This window comes from Dictyobacter kobayashii, from assembly GCF_003967555.1.
Taxonomy (GTDB): Bacteria; Chloroflexota; Ktedonobacteria; order Ktedonobacterales; family Ktedonobacteraceae; genus Dictyobacter; species Dictyobacter kobayashii.
Window position 1 is genome coordinate 71,502 of record NZ_BIFS01000001.1, and the last position, 16,160, is coordinate 87,661.

The following is a 16,160-nucleotide window of genomic DNA, read 5'->3' on the forward strand; positions in this document are numbered from 1 at the left end:
GGGATGATACAGGAAAGAAGCACAACGTACGGCAGAGTGACGGGAAAGGAGCAGGTTGCCATGTTTAAGACACGGCTGTATCGAGCGTATCCCTCCAATCTCACTGATGAGCAATGGAAACTCTTGGAACCCTTGATCCCAGCGATCAAACCGGACGCCGCCTTTTCGCTTCACGAACGGCGCACCATTGTGGATGCCATCCTCTACGTCTTGCGTAGCGGCTGCCCGTGGCGGTCGTTGCCCCATGACTTTCCCGCCTGGCAGACGGTGTACCATTATTTTCGTCTCTGGCGACAACAAGGCGTGTGGACTCAGGTGCTCGATGCTTTGCGCGGGCAGATGCGCACGCAACAGGGGCATGACCCTCAGCCGTCTGCGGCGGTGATTGATAGCCAATCCATCAAAACCAGTGCCGTTCGCGGGTCCAACAAGGGCTACGATGCGGGGAAAAAAAATCTGGGGGCGCAAACGTCACGCCCTCGTCGATAGCTTGGGCAATCTCATGGGCATCAAAGTGACCGGAGCCGATTGGTCCGATCAGCAAGGAAGCCAGCCCTTGCTCTTGTCACTGAAAACACGCTTTCCCCGCATGCTGCTGGTGTGGGGAGACAGTCACTATGGCGGCCACTTCATTACCTGGCTCAAGGTACACCTGGGCTGGATCATGCAGACGGTCAAGGCGCTCCGTGAACCCAAACGCGGCATCTTAGTGCTCGAAGGAGAGAACGTCGATTGGGATCAGTTGTTTCCCAAAGGCTTTCATCCTCTCCCTCGGCGCTGGGTCATCGAGCGCAGCTTCGCCTGGATCACGCGCTGGCGCCGTCTGTGTCGCGATCACGAGGGCTTGCCAGAAAGCTCCGAGGCCTTCATCGCGCTCTCAGCGAGCGTCGGCATGTTGACCAGGCTTGCTCCACCGTTCCCATGCTGATGGGAGTAAGACACATTCTTATGGCTCATTTAAAGTTTGCGCAATGCGTCAAAGAGATCTTCATTATCAGGCATCTCTCCAGGGGCATGTTGCACTTCAATATAGCGGATTACACCTTCTTTATCAATGACGAAGAGGGCTCGTTCAGGCATGCCTGCCACATGACGTACACCATATTGATCAACTACTGTACCCTGAGGATAGAAATCTGATAGCAGGGGAAATGAGGTATGCATGGATTGTGACCAGGCGCTCAATGCATAGGGACTATCCATGCTGACGCTGACCACTTCAGTGTCAAAGTCTTTAAAGCGCTCAAGCTCAGCCTCGTACGAGGGCAATTGGGCGGAACAAACACTGCTGAATGCAAAAGGAACAAAGGCCAGGACGACATTTTTCTTGCCGCGCAAATCACTGAGGTGCCATTGCTCATTTTTTGCTGTCTTCAAAGTAAAATCAGGTGCAATATCCCCAACCTTCAGGGTTTTCGTTTCAGTGCGGTTTCTACTGTCCATGAGAAAATCCTTCCACTAAAAAATATTCCTTCTTCAAGGAATATAATATTGAGGTTGTTACGGGCACGACCAATCATGCATCTTGTAGTTCTGGTTACGATGAAAGATAATGGTCTTAGCATGCTGCTCGCGATTGTAGCATTGCAACTTGATACTGTCAAATTTATATAAAGAGAGGATTTATAAACCTTTGTTTCAAAAGAAATTTGAGTATGATAAAAATGACAAAGTAAAACTTTTCTATATAAAAACGCAACAACAATTATCTCAACGTGGCGGCGTGGTGGGCACTTATCCTCTTTTGATTATAACAGTACTTATGTTCCTCGGCGCGGCTGCCCAGAGTTACTGGCCTGCTACTGATCCTGCGCGTTATCAATGCTATGCTCTTACTTTCTGGCTCGGTAGCAGTGCTACCCATCTACTCCCATCGGTACAGTGCACTTTTCTGGATCTCTCTGTCACCCGTCCCGCGTTTCATATGTTGCCTCGTGAATACCCTCCACTTACCCTGCTCCCTTTTTCGCTACCGCTCCTTGTTCCGTTGCCATACTATCAGATTGCTTTTGCCTTTTTGATGTGTGTAACTATTTTACTCGTCTACTGGCTGTTGCTGCGCTATGGACCACGTGGGGGGCGATCGCCTTTCTGATCTTCCTCGTTATCGGTGCCTGCGCACTGGCTCCTATGCGCTATGATTTATTGCCTGCTACCTGCACCCTATTTAGTCTGATTATGGCTCACCAGAAACGCTGGCGCATGGCTTATATTGTTCTGGCAGTCGCCGTCCTTCTAAAGATATATCCAATTTTGCTCTTGCCGGCTTTTTTTATAGCGGAGCAGCAAAGTGATGGAAAGCTCTATGCACCTACAAGTACAGCGCTGAAAAACTTACCGGCTCAACTCTACCATACGATATTGGGATGTACGCGTTGGCACTGGCGCAACTGCCTGCTATTCTTTGCTCTTTTGATCACGGTTACAGGTGCCTTCGCACTACTGGACTTTCAATATGCTGTTATTAGTCAATTTTCTTATTTTCTACAGCGTCCCATTCAGATCGAGTCGATGGGAGCAAGCCTTTTATGGTTAGCCCATCTTGGAGGGATGAGCTGGCGCATTACCTATGATTTCGGTTCGATCAACATGTATACCGCACTTAATGCCTTTGTTTCTCCATTATTTACTCTGCTTTTTGTATTAAGTGTAGTTTACATTCTCTGGCTACAGTGGCAACGACGTATGACTCTACTACAAACAGTGATCGCTCTTACCCTGGCATTTATCGCTACCGGAAAAGTTTTTAGCCCTCAGTATCTGATCTGGCTGATTCCTCTCCTGGCTTATGCGGGAGCCTTTAATAAGGTATGGACTATTCTATGGGGCTTGATCTCCTTTTTAACGACATTTATTTATGTTGCCTTCTATTCTCAGATCCTGGATCCCGCCCATATTCATCTACCTTCAGGCTTCTTCGAAGTAGCTACTATCCGCAATATATTGCTTGCAGTCCTGACATTAGCTTACCTCTTTAATTGGTTTCAAGCACGCGAACAAACAAGGTAAGGTGAGAGTCAGCAGGTGCCTGGTGCTCATGATCTCCGCAATCTTCACGCATGAATTTCTGCATGCCATAGCATATATTTCTTCTTATTAGCTATTGTAGAAAATATGTAGTGCATATATTTCTTCTTATTAGCTGTTGTAGAAAATGTGCGCTGCACATTTTCTACAACAGCTAATAAGAGCTTCGGGCGCGCATGCGCACGCCCGCACAGGAGCAACACACTGCCAATTAAGGAATGGAGGGGAGATGCGGCTGCATCTCCCCTCCATTCCTTAATTGGCAAGCTATATACTTATTTTGCTGAATGGGCAGCAATAAAACGCAAAATCCTATTCCATGCATCAGTCGATGCATCAGCAAACTCGGTTGAACGACGATCAAAGAAACTATGAGGAGCTCCTGGATAGGTTATAATTTCGTGCTCCACCCCGGTCTCTTCCAGTTTCTGCTCTAATGCCTCTACCTGGTCGGCCGGTATTCCCTGATCAGCACCACCAAAGAGACCAAGTACTGGATATTTAATCTCGCCTGCACGCTCAAGCGCGGTTCCGTTTCCACCAAAGTTGCGGCTCAAGCCAGCATAAAAGCCAACCAGACCGGCATAGCCGAGATCCTGGGTACCGCTGAGCAGCGATAACGTTCCACCCATACAAAAACCAACTGCAAATGTTGGCTGCTTTCCTCCCTGACTGGTGTGCAGGTAGTCCTGAGCAGCTTTCACATCAGAGAAGAATGAAGCTAACTGCAGTTGTTGAACGTGCGGCCAGAACTCAAAAGAATCATCTCTGGAGGTAAGGCCCGCCGTTCGTCCAAAATAATCTATAGCAATTGCCTGAATACCCGTTTCGGCAAACCTTAAGGCTAACTCTTTATAAAACTGATGTAGTCCGCGTACATCTGGATAGATAACAACCTGGGCACCGAGTGGTTTGTCAGGATACGCTACATAGGCAGCAAAACGATTGCCGTCAGCAGCCGTTAATACAATATCTTCACCGTGGGCACTGCCACCTTCAACTGGTGGGACTGGTGGGCGAGCATTGTCGTCATAACACATTGAGGATTTCTCCTTTTCCTTATTATCTAAAAGTTATCTTCGGCACATACTCTATACAAAATACAGACAAGTATTTGATACGTTTTCTGGCACGTATCAGACCTCTTCCAGGTTGCAGATGCATGGGCCGCAAAAAAGGGTAGCATTTTCCCCTGAAGAGCTTAAACTTTATTCTACACCCTTCGCTCAATTTATGGGTTCTGCTGATATTTCTGAGCTAGATACCATTCAATTCCTGCCGCCACACCCTGTTGTACATCAAACTCTGGCTGATAGCCAAGCTCGCGCCGAGCTTTTTCAATTGAGAAACGTTGATCATATCCAAGCAGAGTAATTCCATAGGTGGTTATGGGGGAGGAGATGCGCTTCGCCTGCCAGCTAATGTCCAGAGCTTTTCTGCACTTCGCCCCAACGCGATTAAAGCTGCTAATGGAATTTTATGCACTACAGATCGTGTATGCAATGCCTGGGCAATTGCGTTGAAGTATTCAAATTGAGTAACGCGCTGATCATTAACGATGGTATAAGCCTGACCGATACTTTGTTTTCCAGCATCTCCGGCAAGAACAAGACTTTTTGCAACGTCACGAACATAGACAATGGGTACGATATTTTGGCCTGAACCAAATAAAAAAGCGCGACCCCTCTCTATTCGAGCAACCAATCGTCCAAAACTAGCATTATCTCCCGGCCCATAAATCCAGCCGGGGCGTACAGTTACTACTGGCACCTTGAGATCTTTGACAAGATTCGCCAGTATACGTTCTCCTGCAATTTTGCTGCGACTATAAGGATTATCTTCTGCATGGTAACAGTGATCTTCCGTTACCAGCGCGTTTAAGTGGTGTCCGTAGACAGTCGTTGAGCTGACATGGACGATGCGCTCAATATTATGGGTGTAGGCCATGTGGAGAAGGTTCATCAGGCCTGAAACATTAATCTTCCAATACTCCTCATCCATCCCCCAGGGACCCGTTCTAGCGGCCAGGTGATAAATGCGTTGTACCCCTTTGACTGCACTTTCCAGAGAAGGTGGATCACTTATATCTCCCCTTACTACTTCAACCTCTTGTCGTATATCAGAGCTATCTACCTGTGGCAAAACCAATGCCCGTACTTCATCACCACGCACTACCAATAAATCTATCAAATGTCGACCCAAGAATCCCGTTGCTCCGGTAACTAATACTCTCACAAACCAACCTCACATCCCCATTATGCATCTTTACCTGCTTACATCCATATATGCAAACCATTACCCCCCCAGTATAACAACAATCATCCCATCGCACAACCAGATTCCAACATTATTCCAGGGCTTTTTACTGTTCCTCTTTGGCGCCTGCGCCGTCTCGTTGGAAGTGGTGATTGCGTTTGGTGGGCGGCCACGGCCGCCCACCAAACGCAATCACCACTTGATATAACTGTCATATGGTGTATAAAATGCCATTGGGGCATTTTATACACCATATGACGAAACAGTGCGGGCGCGCAGGCGCACGCATACCCCCAACATCCAACCACAAAAAAGACACAACCTATCCAAATATCTTTCCAGACCTTCGACAGCCATATAAAGCATATGGTATGATAGCACATAAATTTAAGCGCTCGTGACAGACAACAATAGATCATACACTCCCCTCTTTTTCTTTGTTTGTAAGTGAATATGTAGCAAGGAGCTTTAATACCAATGAGTACGCAAACACGTGGCGGTATGCAAAAAGGAACTATCACAAAATATAGGCCCTTCACTCCTATCGACTTGCCAGACCGACAGTGGCCATCCAAAGTGATTACGACAGCGCCTACCTGGTGTAGCGTGGATCTACGTGATGGTAATCAGGCCTTGCCAATCCCAATGAGCGTTGAAGAGAAACTGGAAATGTTCGATCTCCTGGTAAAGGTGGGGTTCAAGGAAATTGAAGTTGGCTTTCCTTCCGCTTCACAGACAGAATATGATTTCACACGCCGCCTGATTGAAGAGAATCATATTCCTGATGACGTGACTATCCAGGTGCTCGTACAATCAAAAGAAGATTTGATCTATCGCACCTTTGATTCTCTCCGCGGCGCAAAAAAAGCCATTGTGCATATTTATAATTCAACCTCAGCTCAACAGAGGCGTATCGTCTTTGGCCTTGATAAACCTGATATTGTGGGGATCGCTGTACGTGGCGTTCGACTAATTAAGGATCTGGTTGCGACCCTTCCAGAAACTGATATCACGCTGCAATATTCACCTGAAAGCTTTTCGCTGACTGAGATTGATTTTGCCCTTGAGATTTGTGAGGCGGTGGTAGATATCTGGCAACCAACACCAGATAAAAAAATCATCCTGAACCTGCCTACTACGGTAGAAGTTTCAACCCCAAATATTCATGCAGATCAAATTGAGTGGTTCTGCCGTCATTTACGCAATCGTGAGACCGCTATAGTTAGTTTGCATACTCATAATGATCGTGGTACTGGGGTCGCTTCCAGTGAGCTAGGTTTACTGGCAGGTGCTGAACGCGTTGAGGGCACGCTCTTTGGCAATGGTGAACGTACCGGTAATGTGGATATTGTGACGCTGGCACTCAATATGTATACTCAGGGGGTGGATCCCGACCTCGACTTTAGCGATATTCAAGCGATCCAGCAGATTTATGAAAAGTGCACCCGGCTGCCAGTTCCGGTTCGCCAGCCATACGCTGGTGAGCTCGTCTTTACAGCCTTTTCTGGCTCTCATCAAGATGCCATTAATAAGGGTATGAATGCGCAGGATGCTTCTTCAAGCGATCTCTGGGATGTCCCCTATCTGCCTCTCGATCCCAAGGATATTGGTCGATCCTATGAGGCTATCATTCGCATTAACTCACAATCTGGCAAGGGTGGCGTTGCTTATCTGATGGAAAGCGAGTTCGGCCTTCAATTACCAAAGGCTATGCATATCGAATTTGGTAAGGTCATCAAACATTTAGCCGATGTTCGTGGTTCGGAAATTCTCTCTACAGAACTTTTCACCGCTTTCGAACAAGAATACCTGACACGTACACGTCCTTTCTCCTTGCAGTCTTTTGAAAGCCGAACACTTCTAAATAAAGACTCCTCACAAACAATAGAGTGTGTGGCCTGCGTAACAGTGAATGATGTGGTACACGAACTCCGTGCTCAGGGTAATGGCCCGATTGATGCGTTTGTACGTGCCTTGAACCAGCATCATCTGGCTTCCTTTAAACTACTGACCTACAATGAACATGCGATTGGCCAGGGATCTGAAACTCAGGCAGTTGCCTACATCCAACTTCAAACAGAATCGGGTACCTTATTTGGTGCTGCCATGGATACGAATATAGAAATTGCCTCCATTAAGGCTGTTTTGAGCGGCCTCAATCGGTCCTCCTCTGCTAACTGAACTTTGTTACTTTGAGGACAACCATCCCATTAACCGGATGGTTGTCCTCCCTTAATTAAAAGCGCCAAAGGCGCTCAAGAAGTATTCTTGTGTGGTGCAAAAAAGGGTGCCCTCGCCCTTTTTTGCACCACACAAGAATAAAAGCGCGGGCGCGCCCGCGCACGTCCGCGCAAAGGCGGCACACTTCCCATGATCATGAGGATCAGACACATTGAAGGAATGTGTCTGATCCTCATGATCGCCACAACCTTTACGCCTGAGTTTGAGTGCTAAAGGCACCCAAGAAGTTTTTCTGTATGGTGCCAAAGGTGCGCCCTGCGCACCTTTGGCACCATACAGAAAAAAAGTGCGGGCGCGCCAGCGCACGTCCGCGCAAGAATATTGTCCAAAAAGTACTAACTATTTTTCTTTTTTTAATACATCTTATAAAATACTAGAAATTAATTCCTTAAGGATTATCAGTAAATAGTTCCACAAGTATCCTTTGAGATGGACCTCGATAGCGATATTGAGAAAGCGAGATCGAGAGTGCAAATAAGCGCCGATAACTACGAAATTTCATTTAATCCACAAAATCCTGAGCAAGTTCGTATTTTTGACACCGAAACTCTCAATGAATTAAATCTCACCATTGATGAGGCTTTTTCGCTTCTGCAAGTTATGCTTAAAAATCGCAGCGAGCTATATACACAAAAACATGGCTAAAAAAACAATAAACAGAAAAAGCCACCATTTGAATGTTCAAATGGTGGCTTTTTCTGTTTACTTTATGAGTAGCGCGCCAATTTTATAAATCTGGCCACAATATCTAGCACTTCGTCTATATCAAATGGCTTGGCAATCACCGCTACATAGTGACAGTCGATCTGATTAAATGCTTTATGTACCGCTGTCATAAAGATAAGTGGAATTGAGCGCAAATGTGGATTGGCAGTCATCCTGCGGCACAGTTCTCTTCCATCAATGACAGGCATCATGACATCACATAATACCAGATCGGGGCGCGTTTTTTCTAAACAGGCCAACCCTTCTTTTCCATTGCTGGCGGTCATGACCTCATACCCCTCGTCTATGAGCACATCCCTCAATACTTCGATAATCGATACTTCATCATCAACAACCAGTATAGTACTCATTGTTGCTCCTCTCGGGAGGATGAAGGATCATCCTTGGAGGTTGATAGGTTATAGGTCGTTGTGGAATGTGCATTGCCGGCTAAAATAGCCTCCGCACTGGTAAAGGTAGAAGCAACATCTAAACCATGATCGTTGATACGAAATTCTCGGATCGAAGAGTCATATCCACTTTGCCTCATTTTCATGATAGAGATAAGACGGTATAGCTGCGAATACAGTTCTACATACCGTAAAAACACGATATTTTCAACCAGAACAGCCATTTTACTGATCTGCACCGGCATGACAATAGCTGGGTTAAACAGATCCGCTAGTTCTATCGTCCAGATGGTTGTGACATCTAGATTGCGTAAGGCTGTAAATAATGAGGTTAAGAAAAGGTCCAGCCGCTCCTGAGATACTGCGGTATTTTGAAAACCAGCCAATCCATCAATGAAGAGCCTCTTGACCTTCTTTGTGTGAACAGCTGTGAGAATTTGTTCACCTAAGATATCTACGATGTCTTCCGTGGGAGGCTGCGATAAGAAGTCAAGGTGCTCATTTACTGCTTCATCATCCATACTTAATCCTAAATAGGTCATGCGCCGTTTCAGTTGAGCAGGCGATTCATGAAAACCAAAGTATAGACTCTGCTCTCCTTGTCTGGCTCCAGCATAAAGAAAATGTAACCCCAACAATGTTTTCCCTGTGCCAGGAGCGCCGAGGACTGCGGTAATAGATCCAGTTGGAAGTCCACCATTAATCATTTCATCAAAACGAGGTAAACCAAAGGCCATTCTGCTCGTTGGTAGAACGGATGTGAGTGACGAAGGTGGCAAAATTGGCCTTGTCTTCATAAGTGCTTCGGTGCGTGGATAGATTTCAATACCACGGTTACCTATTGTGTATGAGTGGCGACCTTCCAGAAAACTACTGCCACGAAATTTATGCACTTGCATTTCTCGGATAGATCGCGAGTGATGCAGGTATGACGAGAGGTGAAAAAGTCCATCAACCATGGTGTGCTCTGGCTGATCGTAAATATCTTTGTCATATTGCATCAATAAGAGCGTCGTACAACCAACAGCCTCAGTGGTTACGCTTAAAGCATGCAAAAATTCCTTACGGTCCCGCAGGGTTGTAGCATTTTGCTCGATGGTTAACATCCCATCAATGACTAGGAAAGTGGCCCGCTGCTTGCGGACTTCTTTGCGAATAAGCGTTGTTAGTGCATCCAAACCCTGTTGCTCCAGGGTAGCATAGCCGCTAAGATAGGTAAGTTTATCAGCAACTGGATCTGCGGAAAAGAAGTCAAAAGACTGCATGTGCGATAAAATTCTGCTGTGCGTCTCCGCTAGCAGCGTTAAATAGATGGCACGCCCACCAGTAGCGACATGATGAAAGCAGATTTGATTGCCAAAAATAGTCTTACCTGCTCCCGGTGGGCCCATGAGCAGATATGTTTCACCCTTTAAAAATCCACCACGTAAAATTTGGTCAAATCCCTCAATCCCACTTGGGACACGTTCAATTATTGTAGGTTGATTAGTAACATCTGTCATCTATATACTCTCCTCTTTAGTTACGGTATGGTTTCAGGAGTCGTTTCATATTTATACTTTTTAACTTACAGAAATGATAAATATACCCCGGTATCGCATTGAATATGGTGCTCAATAATTATCTGGAATATACAATATACATACGAGAAGTACCTAGCAATTGAGGAAAAGATAGTAGTAAGTACTGGTTATTGAACAATATCAGCCCCTTGCCTCTCTATCTAATGATTAGATAGAGAGGCAAGGGGCTGATATTGTTCAATAACGCTCGCATCTGAGCACTATTGTGCTACATTAATTTGATAGGCCTGTTGTATTGGAGTAAAAATCAGACTATAAGAATCACCCCGCTTCTCATGGGAAACCAGGCGCAAACCTTCAAAAAGATCATGCTCTTCTTTTCGGCCTCCATTTACCAGGCTGAATACACGATAGTATTCTTGCGTGCCCCATAATTGTTGATGTGTTTGCTCGGATATTCGTTGTAAAATGGTTTCATCTGGTATCTGGGTCTGGTGACATTGGATGGCTTGCCATACGGATTGCCAGTATGGCCTGGTATCCAACCGAGTGGTGATGGACCAGTTTACCCATGAGGTCGCACGCCTTTCCTGTCCATCGATAGTCATGATCAGGTTACCGAAAATAGGCATATATTGGGTAAACCATTCTTCTGGCGATACACGATAATAGAGCTTCGAGATGCTGTGCGTTTCAGTTCCATTGCTATGGGGATAATAAGGGGAAGCCGCACACATTACAGCGGAGGTCGTCAATTGTGAAATAGCAATGTGATCAGGATGCCCATAAAGTCCTTCTGGACCAAATGTGACCACAACATGAGGACGGATTGTCCTTAATAAGGTGACAATTTTGAAGATGGCTTCGCTTTCTTCTGCCTGGTCCAGATCCCCATCTATATAATTGAGAAAATCCAGGCGTTTGATACCCAGAGCCTGGCAAGCGCGCCGTAATTCTTGCTCTCGTATCTCCCCTAATGCTTTTTCTCCAGGATAGTCTTTCCAATCGCTAAACCAACCACGCTCGCCCCGGGTCGCAACTACCAACGTGGTCTCAACTCCTTCAGCAGCATATTTGGCAATTGTCCCTCCCAGGGCTAGTGATTCGTCATCTGGATGGGCTAATATGAACATTAATTTTAATGGAGAAGACATTTTGATTCCTCCCGTTGCTTTCATTTTTTGCCGCTTCCCCTTGAAAAAGAGGAAACAGTCCCTCACTAACTCCACCATTTATCCACAAGATGCTTAAGGCAACTATGCCCCTACTCCATTCGTCAATCTTATTATTGTCGACTAAATTGATCAACTATATTAAGTATAGGGAAAGATGCATCTCTTGTCAAGAAATTCTTTCTGTTAGTCAGGGCTTTTTACTGTTCGTCCAGAGATCACGAGCAAGCGATACGATGGATCTTCTTTCAGGTGTGGAGTGTGTGGTGGGCGGGCGCCCACCACACACTCCCAACCCGACGCCGCAGGCATCAAAGAGGAACATAAAAAATCCCTGACTGTTAGGCCAGGGGATAATTTATGGTCATTCTATTGTTATGAATAAGAGAAAAGAAATGTAAGCTTATTTTTGTTACTTATACTAAAGGAAATTACTATGTCACTTCCTCTTTCTATACTAGATCTCTCACCTGTTGATTCAGGTTCCACTAGTGCCGAGGCATTACAAAATACACTTAAACTGGCTCGTCTGGCTGATCGTCTGGGCTATAGCCGTTATTGGTTAGCTGAGCATCATAACACCAGTATGACGGCCAGTCCTGCACCAGAAATTATGATCGGCCATGTCGCTCAGGTAACTCAACGCATTCGTGTTGGTTCTGGTGGCGTTATGCTTCCTAACCATTCACCACTGAAGGTGGCGGAAAATTTTCAGGTCTTGGAGGCATTGCATCCAGGACGCATTGATCTAGGTCTTGGACGCGCTCCAGGTACAGATCCTAGAACCGCTCTGGCTTTACGCCGATCCCGCGAGGCACTCAATGCGGATGACTTCCCGGAACAGTTGGCTGAGCTACTGGCGTTCGCGGGTGAGGCTGAAGGCTTCCCAGGTGGTCACCCTTTCAGGTCGGTGAGGGCTATTCCCACCAATATCTCTTTACCACCCATCTGGTTGCTTGGGTCCAGCGATTTCAGTGCCCAGGCGGCTGCCATGCTGGGAGTAGGCTTTTCTTTTGCTCATCATATTAATCCTGATTTTGCTCTGCCTGCCATTCAGATGTATCGTGATCAATTCGTTCCATCTAAACAGGTGCAATCCTCCAGGGTCATTCTGACTACTGGCGTTATCTGTGCGGAAACTGATGAGCAGGCGCAGGAGTTGGCTGCTGCGATGGCACTGGCCTGGTTACGGCTGCACAGGTCACGCGGGTCCACTCCCATCCCCAGAAGAGACACGCGCTTATCACTATACGATGGCGGAACAGGCAGTGGTCAGCGAGACACGACGACGGCAAATAGTTGGCCGCCCTGAAGTGGTTCGAGAGAAGTTGCTTGATCTGGTCCAACAAACAGGTGCTGATGAGTTGATGATTTCAGCTATGATGTATGGACACGAAAACCGTAGTCGAGCTTTTGAATTATTGGCTTCTGCATTTCAATTGCCATCAGCTACCGAAAATCTAACAGGTACGGCTAATGAGCAGCAGGAGGATACTTTACATCAGGTTACCTCTCTGTAATTCCTCAAAGCGATCTGCACTAACCGATACTTCCACAGGTGCGCTTATCGTCTGTGCACACCTGTGGAAGTATCGGTTAGTGCAGATCGCCTGGACGCCCTGGGTAGCGCGGCAATCCAAATGCTGGTCCCAATTGTTCTGCTGGTACGCTTAGCTTCCGCGCCTTGCAGACCATGGCCAGGAAGATAAGCTCTACCGCAGAAGGTAGATCTAGTATACCTGTGTTGATAATAATGTCGTAAAGATGGGCATCACTATTATCCTTGTTAAATTGCTCTTTGATATTTTGGTGTCGCTGATGGTCTTTTTGCTTTATCCGCGCTTCCGCAGCTTTTACATCCAATCCTTCACGCTGCATAACATAAACAATACGCTGCTTGAGGGGAGCTACGATGCGGACATGGAGCACATTCCGATAGCTGGCCAGAACCACTTGCGAAGCCCTGCCGACAATCACAACCTGGCCCATATCAACTGCGGCTCGCAAAACCTGGCCTGATGCATGGCTATAGGTCAAATCATTAATTGAGGGTCCGATAGCTTCATTCAAGACTACGGGTGGCATAAAATATTGCGTGGCTTCAAATAGACGTTCTGCAAATCCTTCAACATGCTCATCATGAGTCTGTGCAATAGCTCTACTGATACCCAGCTTCTGGGCTACTAGCTGGATAATTTGTGCATCCATCAATGTCCAACCAAGATGGATAGCTAACATCCGCGCAATTTCTCCCCACCACTCCCGTATTCTCGCGATACGGTAATGGCACATATCGAGGCGGATTGAGATACATTAGGAACCATGTTTCGCTTCTTTCTTACGTTAAAAATAAGCTGCCTGCGAAAAGTGTAGCCGCTTCGTTATGCAATGGGTTCATCCTATCTGATGATTCTATTGGATGATTTCTCCCTTACAACCACTGGCTGGTAACATAGAAGACAATAATGCCCAAAAGGACAGGAAAACATTGTCCTCTCCTTCAATGCCCTGCATTTTACAGTCATTCAGGCCCGGTCTCGATTAGAGGATGCTCATTAACTTGCCCGCGAACATGTTCTGTACCGCCTCGGCGATTGTTGCGCTCATACCATGCTGGTTCGCAATCCACCACTCATAATACATCTTCCCACCACACGTTATATAAGGCGAAATTTCTGCTGAAGAGTCAATGCTCTGTAGTGAGTCAAAAAGCTGCAGGGCAAAATCTTCATCGCAAATGTTATTTACCTGGTCCAGAATAGTATTCATCCTTCCATTCCTCATTTGAGCAAGTTTGCATAGTGAACGATTTTCGCTCTTATGGGGCTATTCTTTTTTGAGCCAGCAATTGCGGTAAAAAAAGGGACAAGAACTCAAGTGAACGGGTCTGGTTTTTAGAGAATGGCTTTTAGTAGTTATCAGGTATTTCTCAACAAGTGTATTAGAAAAATGATATCTTTTATTCAGTAGGTAAAAAACAATTAGGAGGCATTGATGTCAATAAAAGTCATTCTGGATACCGATATTGGCAGTGATATCGATGATGCTGTCTGCCTTGCTTATCTGCTCGCTCAGCCAGAATGCGAGTTGCTGGGTGTTACAACGGTTTCAGGTGAGGCAGATAAACGTGCGATGATGGCTAGCGCTTTGTGCAAGATTGCGGACAAAAATGTTCCCATTTTTCCTGGTGTGGAGCATCCGCTGCTCATTGAAGCCCAACAACCTTACGCTCCACAGGCGGCGGCCTTGGATAAATGGGAACATGATACTGTATTTCCACATGGGGAGGCTATTGAGTTTTTGCGCCAGACTATCCGGGCTAATCCTGGCGAGGTGGTTCTATTGGGCATCGGCCCTATGACAAATTTAGGTCTGCTTTTTAGTGTTGATCCTGAAATTCCTGCTCTCTTAAAGCAGTTGGTTTTAATGTGTGGGGTGTTTACTGATACGGTTGCGGGAAGTCCTGAACGTGAATGGAACGCGCTCAATGACCCACATGCAACACATATCGTCTATCAGGCTCCGGTGCGCTACCATCGCTCACTGGGCCTGGATGTTACTACCCGGGTAACGATGAATGCTAACCAGTTCCGTGAAAAATGTTCTGCTCCACTCTTACGACCGGTGCTGGATTTTGCGAATGTCTGGTTCAAAAAATCTGATCAGATCACTTTTCATGATCCATTAGCTGCCACAACGATCTTTAATCCTTCTATCTGTACTTTTATACCCGGTACTGTAGAGGTCGAACTTGCCAATACAGAACTGGCGGGAAAAACATATTGGACCACCAACAACTCATCACCCAGACACGAAGTCGCGCTAGATGTTCACCCTGAGCGTTTCTTTGAGGAGTATTTCCGCGTCTTTTAAATCATAAGGCTACACAGGGAGCAGGAAGACCAGTTAGCCTGCCTGCTCCCTGTGTAGTTGGCATTATACAGTTGGGGTCGCACTCTTTTTGGCGCCATTGCCACTTTTTGCCTGAACAGCCAGAAAACGATCAAGCGTCTGAGGCTGCTTGAGCATACGCGTAATCAATGTGTTTACTTGCTTTTGTGTAAGTTCACCACTAGTGATTGAAGGCTGAAATCCCTGCTGGAAAGCTGACTTAATAATAGTCTGTAATTGAGTAGTAGAGATACCCTGGGTGGTCGCCATACTGCTTAAGGTTGCTCCTCCCTTCAATTGTGTCTCGAGCTGATCAACAGGCAGGTGCAGCCCCTGAGCAATCTGGCTTCGGATAGTGGACCGATAGCGCGCCAGGTAAGGAGTATATATATTTCGATTGGCCGGCTTTGTAGCATTAGCAGCAGGAGTCGCTGCCGCAACCGGGGTGGCATTGGTAGCCTGATTAGAGGCGCTCGCTGTCAGGTTAGGTAAGATCAGCAGAACACCGATAACAAGGAGTAGCAAGACAAGGATGCTTACGCCGCCGATCAACAGCATTTTTTTACTCGGTTGTTTTTTGGGCGGCTTTGTTGTAGCCGGTGGCATAGTCCCTTGAAAGTTCATTCCCGGCTGAGCAAAACCCTGGGAAGGATTTCCCATGGGTGCGATCGTTGGCTCTGGCAATGTCGCATTCTGTCCATAGGCAACCGTTGGTGCATCGTAGTCAGAAGGTTGAGGCATCGGCTGGGATGAGGAGACCGTTTCAAAGTTTGACTGCATGGGTACAGTTCTTGGATCATCGTCTGGCTCAGGATTACCCTGCGCTTGTCCATTATTAAAAGGAAAATTTGGATCATATGACATGGTTAATTATTCCTTACTAAATGCTGCTTCTATTTATTTGCTTGAAACAATGAATATGCAATGTCAAATTC

At 46.3% G+C, this 16,160-nt stretch carries 18 protein-coding genes; 9 read left to right on the forward strand and 9 right to left on the reverse strand.

The window, feature by feature from the left end; translation table 11 throughout:
• The first annotated feature begins 60 nt into the window (after positions 1-60).
• Together EL645_RS40410 and EL645_RS40415 are read left to right on the forward strand one after the other, a co-directional pair.
• A complete protein-coding gene (locus EL645_RS40410; RefSeq protein ID WP_218031640.1) occupies positions 61-489 on the forward strand; it encodes an IS5 family transposase in 429 nt (142 codons plus the stop codon).
• Complete coding sequence (locus EL645_RS40415; protein ID WP_218031641.1) at positions 440-928, forward strand: transposase; 489 nt, start codon at positions 440-442, stop codon at positions 926-928. The genes EL645_RS40410 and EL645_RS40415 overlap by 50 nt, the downstream gene beginning before the upstream one ends.
• A gap of 29 nt (positions 929-957) precedes the next feature.
• Here EL645_RS40415 and EL645_RS00325 read toward each other — a convergent pair whose 3' ends face one another.
• Positions 958-1,443, reverse strand: a complete 486-nt coding sequence (locus EL645_RS00325; RefSeq protein WP_126548200.1) for a redoxin domain-containing protein — start codon at positions 1,441-1,443, stop codon at positions 958-960.
• A gap of 190 nt (positions 1,444-1,633) precedes the next feature.
• On the opposite strand from EL645_RS00325, the gene EL645_RS00330 reads away from it, so the two are divergent.
• Together EL645_RS00330 and EL645_RS00335 are read left to right on the forward strand one after the other, a co-directional pair.
• On the forward strand, positions 1,634-2,095 hold the full coding sequence (locus tag EL645_RS00330) for a hypothetical protein (RefSeq protein WP_126548201.1): 462 nt from the start codon (positions 1,634-1,636) through the stop codon (positions 2,093-2,095).
• Positions 2,023-3,009 (forward strand): glycosyltransferase family protein, encoded by a 987-nt coding sequence (locus EL645_RS00335; protein WP_126548202.1) that lies wholly within the window; start codon positions 2,023-2,025, stop codon positions 3,007-3,009. Before EL645_RS00330 ends, EL645_RS00335 begins: the two co-directional genes overlap by 73 nt.
• Positions 3,010-3,302: 293 nt before the next feature.
• On the opposite strand, the gene EL645_RS00340 is transcribed toward EL645_RS00335, so the two are convergent.
• Positions 3,303-4,067 (reverse strand): dienelactone hydrolase family protein, encoded by a 765-nt coding sequence (locus tag EL645_RS00340; protein WP_126548203.1) that lies wholly within the window; start codon positions 4,065-4,067, stop codon positions 3,303-3,305.
• A 346-nt stretch (positions 4,068-4,413) separates the two neighbouring features.
• Positions 4,414-5,262: an NAD-dependent epimerase/dehydratase family protein gene (locus tag EL645_RS00350; RefSeq protein ID WP_126548205.1), complete on the reverse strand. Its 849-nt coding sequence runs from the start codon at positions 5,260-5,262 to the stop codon at positions 4,414-4,416.
• A 522-nt stretch (positions 5,263-5,784) separates the two neighbouring features.
• Here EL645_RS00350 and leuA point away from each other — a divergent pair.
• Positions 5,785-7,464 (forward strand): 2-isopropylmalate synthase, encoded by a 1,680-nt coding sequence (gene leuA / locus EL645_RS00355; RefSeq protein WP_126553939.1) that lies wholly within the window; start codon positions 5,785-5,787, stop codon positions 7,462-7,464.
• 489 nt (positions 7,465-7,953) lie between these two features.
• The gene (locus EL645_RS38870; RefSeq protein ID WP_136625146.1) at positions 7,954-8,169 is read left to right on the forward strand and encodes a hypothetical protein; all 216 of its coding nucleotides are present in this window, start codon (positions 7,954-7,956) and stop codon (positions 8,167-8,169) included.
• A 62-nt stretch (positions 8,170-8,231) separates the two neighbouring features.
• Here EL645_RS38870 and EL645_RS00360 read toward each other — a convergent pair whose 3' ends face one another.
• From EL645_RS00360 to EL645_RS00370, 3 genes are all read right to left on the reverse strand, one after another.
• Entirely contained in the window at positions 8,232-8,600 is a 369-nt protein-coding gene (locus EL645_RS00360) for a response regulator (protein ID WP_126548206.1), read from the reverse strand.
• Positions 8,597-10,141: a DUF7125 family protein gene (locus EL645_RS00365; protein WP_126548207.1), complete on the reverse strand. Its 1,545-nt coding sequence runs from the start codon at positions 10,139-10,141 to the stop codon at positions 8,597-8,599. Before EL645_RS00365 ends, EL645_RS00360 begins: the two co-directional genes overlap by 4 nt.
• Positions 10,142-10,422: 281 nt before the next feature.
• A complete protein-coding gene (locus tag EL645_RS00370; RefSeq protein ID WP_161976989.1) occupies positions 10,423-11,316 on the reverse strand; it encodes a PIG-L deacetylase family protein in 894 nt (297 codons plus the stop codon).
• Between the two features lie 454 nt (positions 11,317-11,770).
• Here EL645_RS00370 and EL645_RS00375 point away from each other — a divergent pair, with 454 nt between their 5' ends.
• Together EL645_RS00375 and EL645_RS40420 are read left to right on the forward strand one after the other, a co-directional pair.
• Positions 11,771-12,646: an LLM class flavin-dependent oxidoreductase gene (locus EL645_RS00375; RefSeq protein ID WP_218031643.1), complete on the forward strand. Its 876-nt coding sequence runs from the start codon at positions 11,771-11,773 to the stop codon at positions 12,644-12,646.
• Positions 12,603-12,854: a hypothetical protein gene (locus EL645_RS40420; RefSeq protein WP_218031644.1), complete on the forward strand. Its 252-nt coding sequence runs from the start codon at positions 12,603-12,605 to the stop codon at positions 12,852-12,854. Before EL645_RS00375 ends, EL645_RS40420 begins: the two co-directional genes overlap by 44 nt.
• A gap of 76 nt (positions 12,855-12,930) precedes the next feature.
• Here EL645_RS40420 and EL645_RS00380 read toward each other — a convergent pair whose 3' ends face one another.
• Together EL645_RS00380 and EL645_RS00385 are read right to left on the reverse strand one after the other, a co-directional pair.
• Complete coding sequence (locus EL645_RS00380) at positions 12,931-13,572, reverse strand: cytidylate kinase-like family protein (RefSeq protein WP_161976990.1); 642 nt, start codon at positions 13,570-13,572, stop codon at positions 12,931-12,933.
• Positions 13,573-13,875: 303 nt separating this feature from the next.
• On the reverse strand, positions 13,876-14,103 hold the full coding sequence (locus EL645_RS00385) for a hypothetical protein (RefSeq protein ID WP_126548210.1): 228 nt from the start codon (positions 14,101-14,103) through the stop codon (positions 13,876-13,878).
• A gap of 225 nt (positions 14,104-14,328) precedes the next feature.
• Here EL645_RS00385 and EL645_RS00390 point away from each other — a divergent pair, with 225 nt between their 5' ends.
• Positions 14,329-15,207: a nucleoside hydrolase gene (locus EL645_RS00390; RefSeq protein ID WP_126548211.1), complete on the forward strand. Its 879-nt coding sequence runs from the start codon at positions 14,329-14,331 to the stop codon at positions 15,205-15,207.
• Positions 15,208-15,270: 63 nt separating this feature from the next.
• On the opposite strand, the gene EL645_RS00395 is transcribed toward EL645_RS00390, so the two are convergent.
• Positions 15,271-16,089 carry a hypothetical protein gene (locus EL645_RS00395; RefSeq protein WP_126548212.1) on the reverse strand — a complete coding sequence of 273 codons (819 nt, stop codon included), beginning with the start codon at positions 16,087-16,089 and terminating at the stop codon, positions 15,271-15,273.
• Positions 16,090-16,160: the final 71 nt, after the last annotated feature.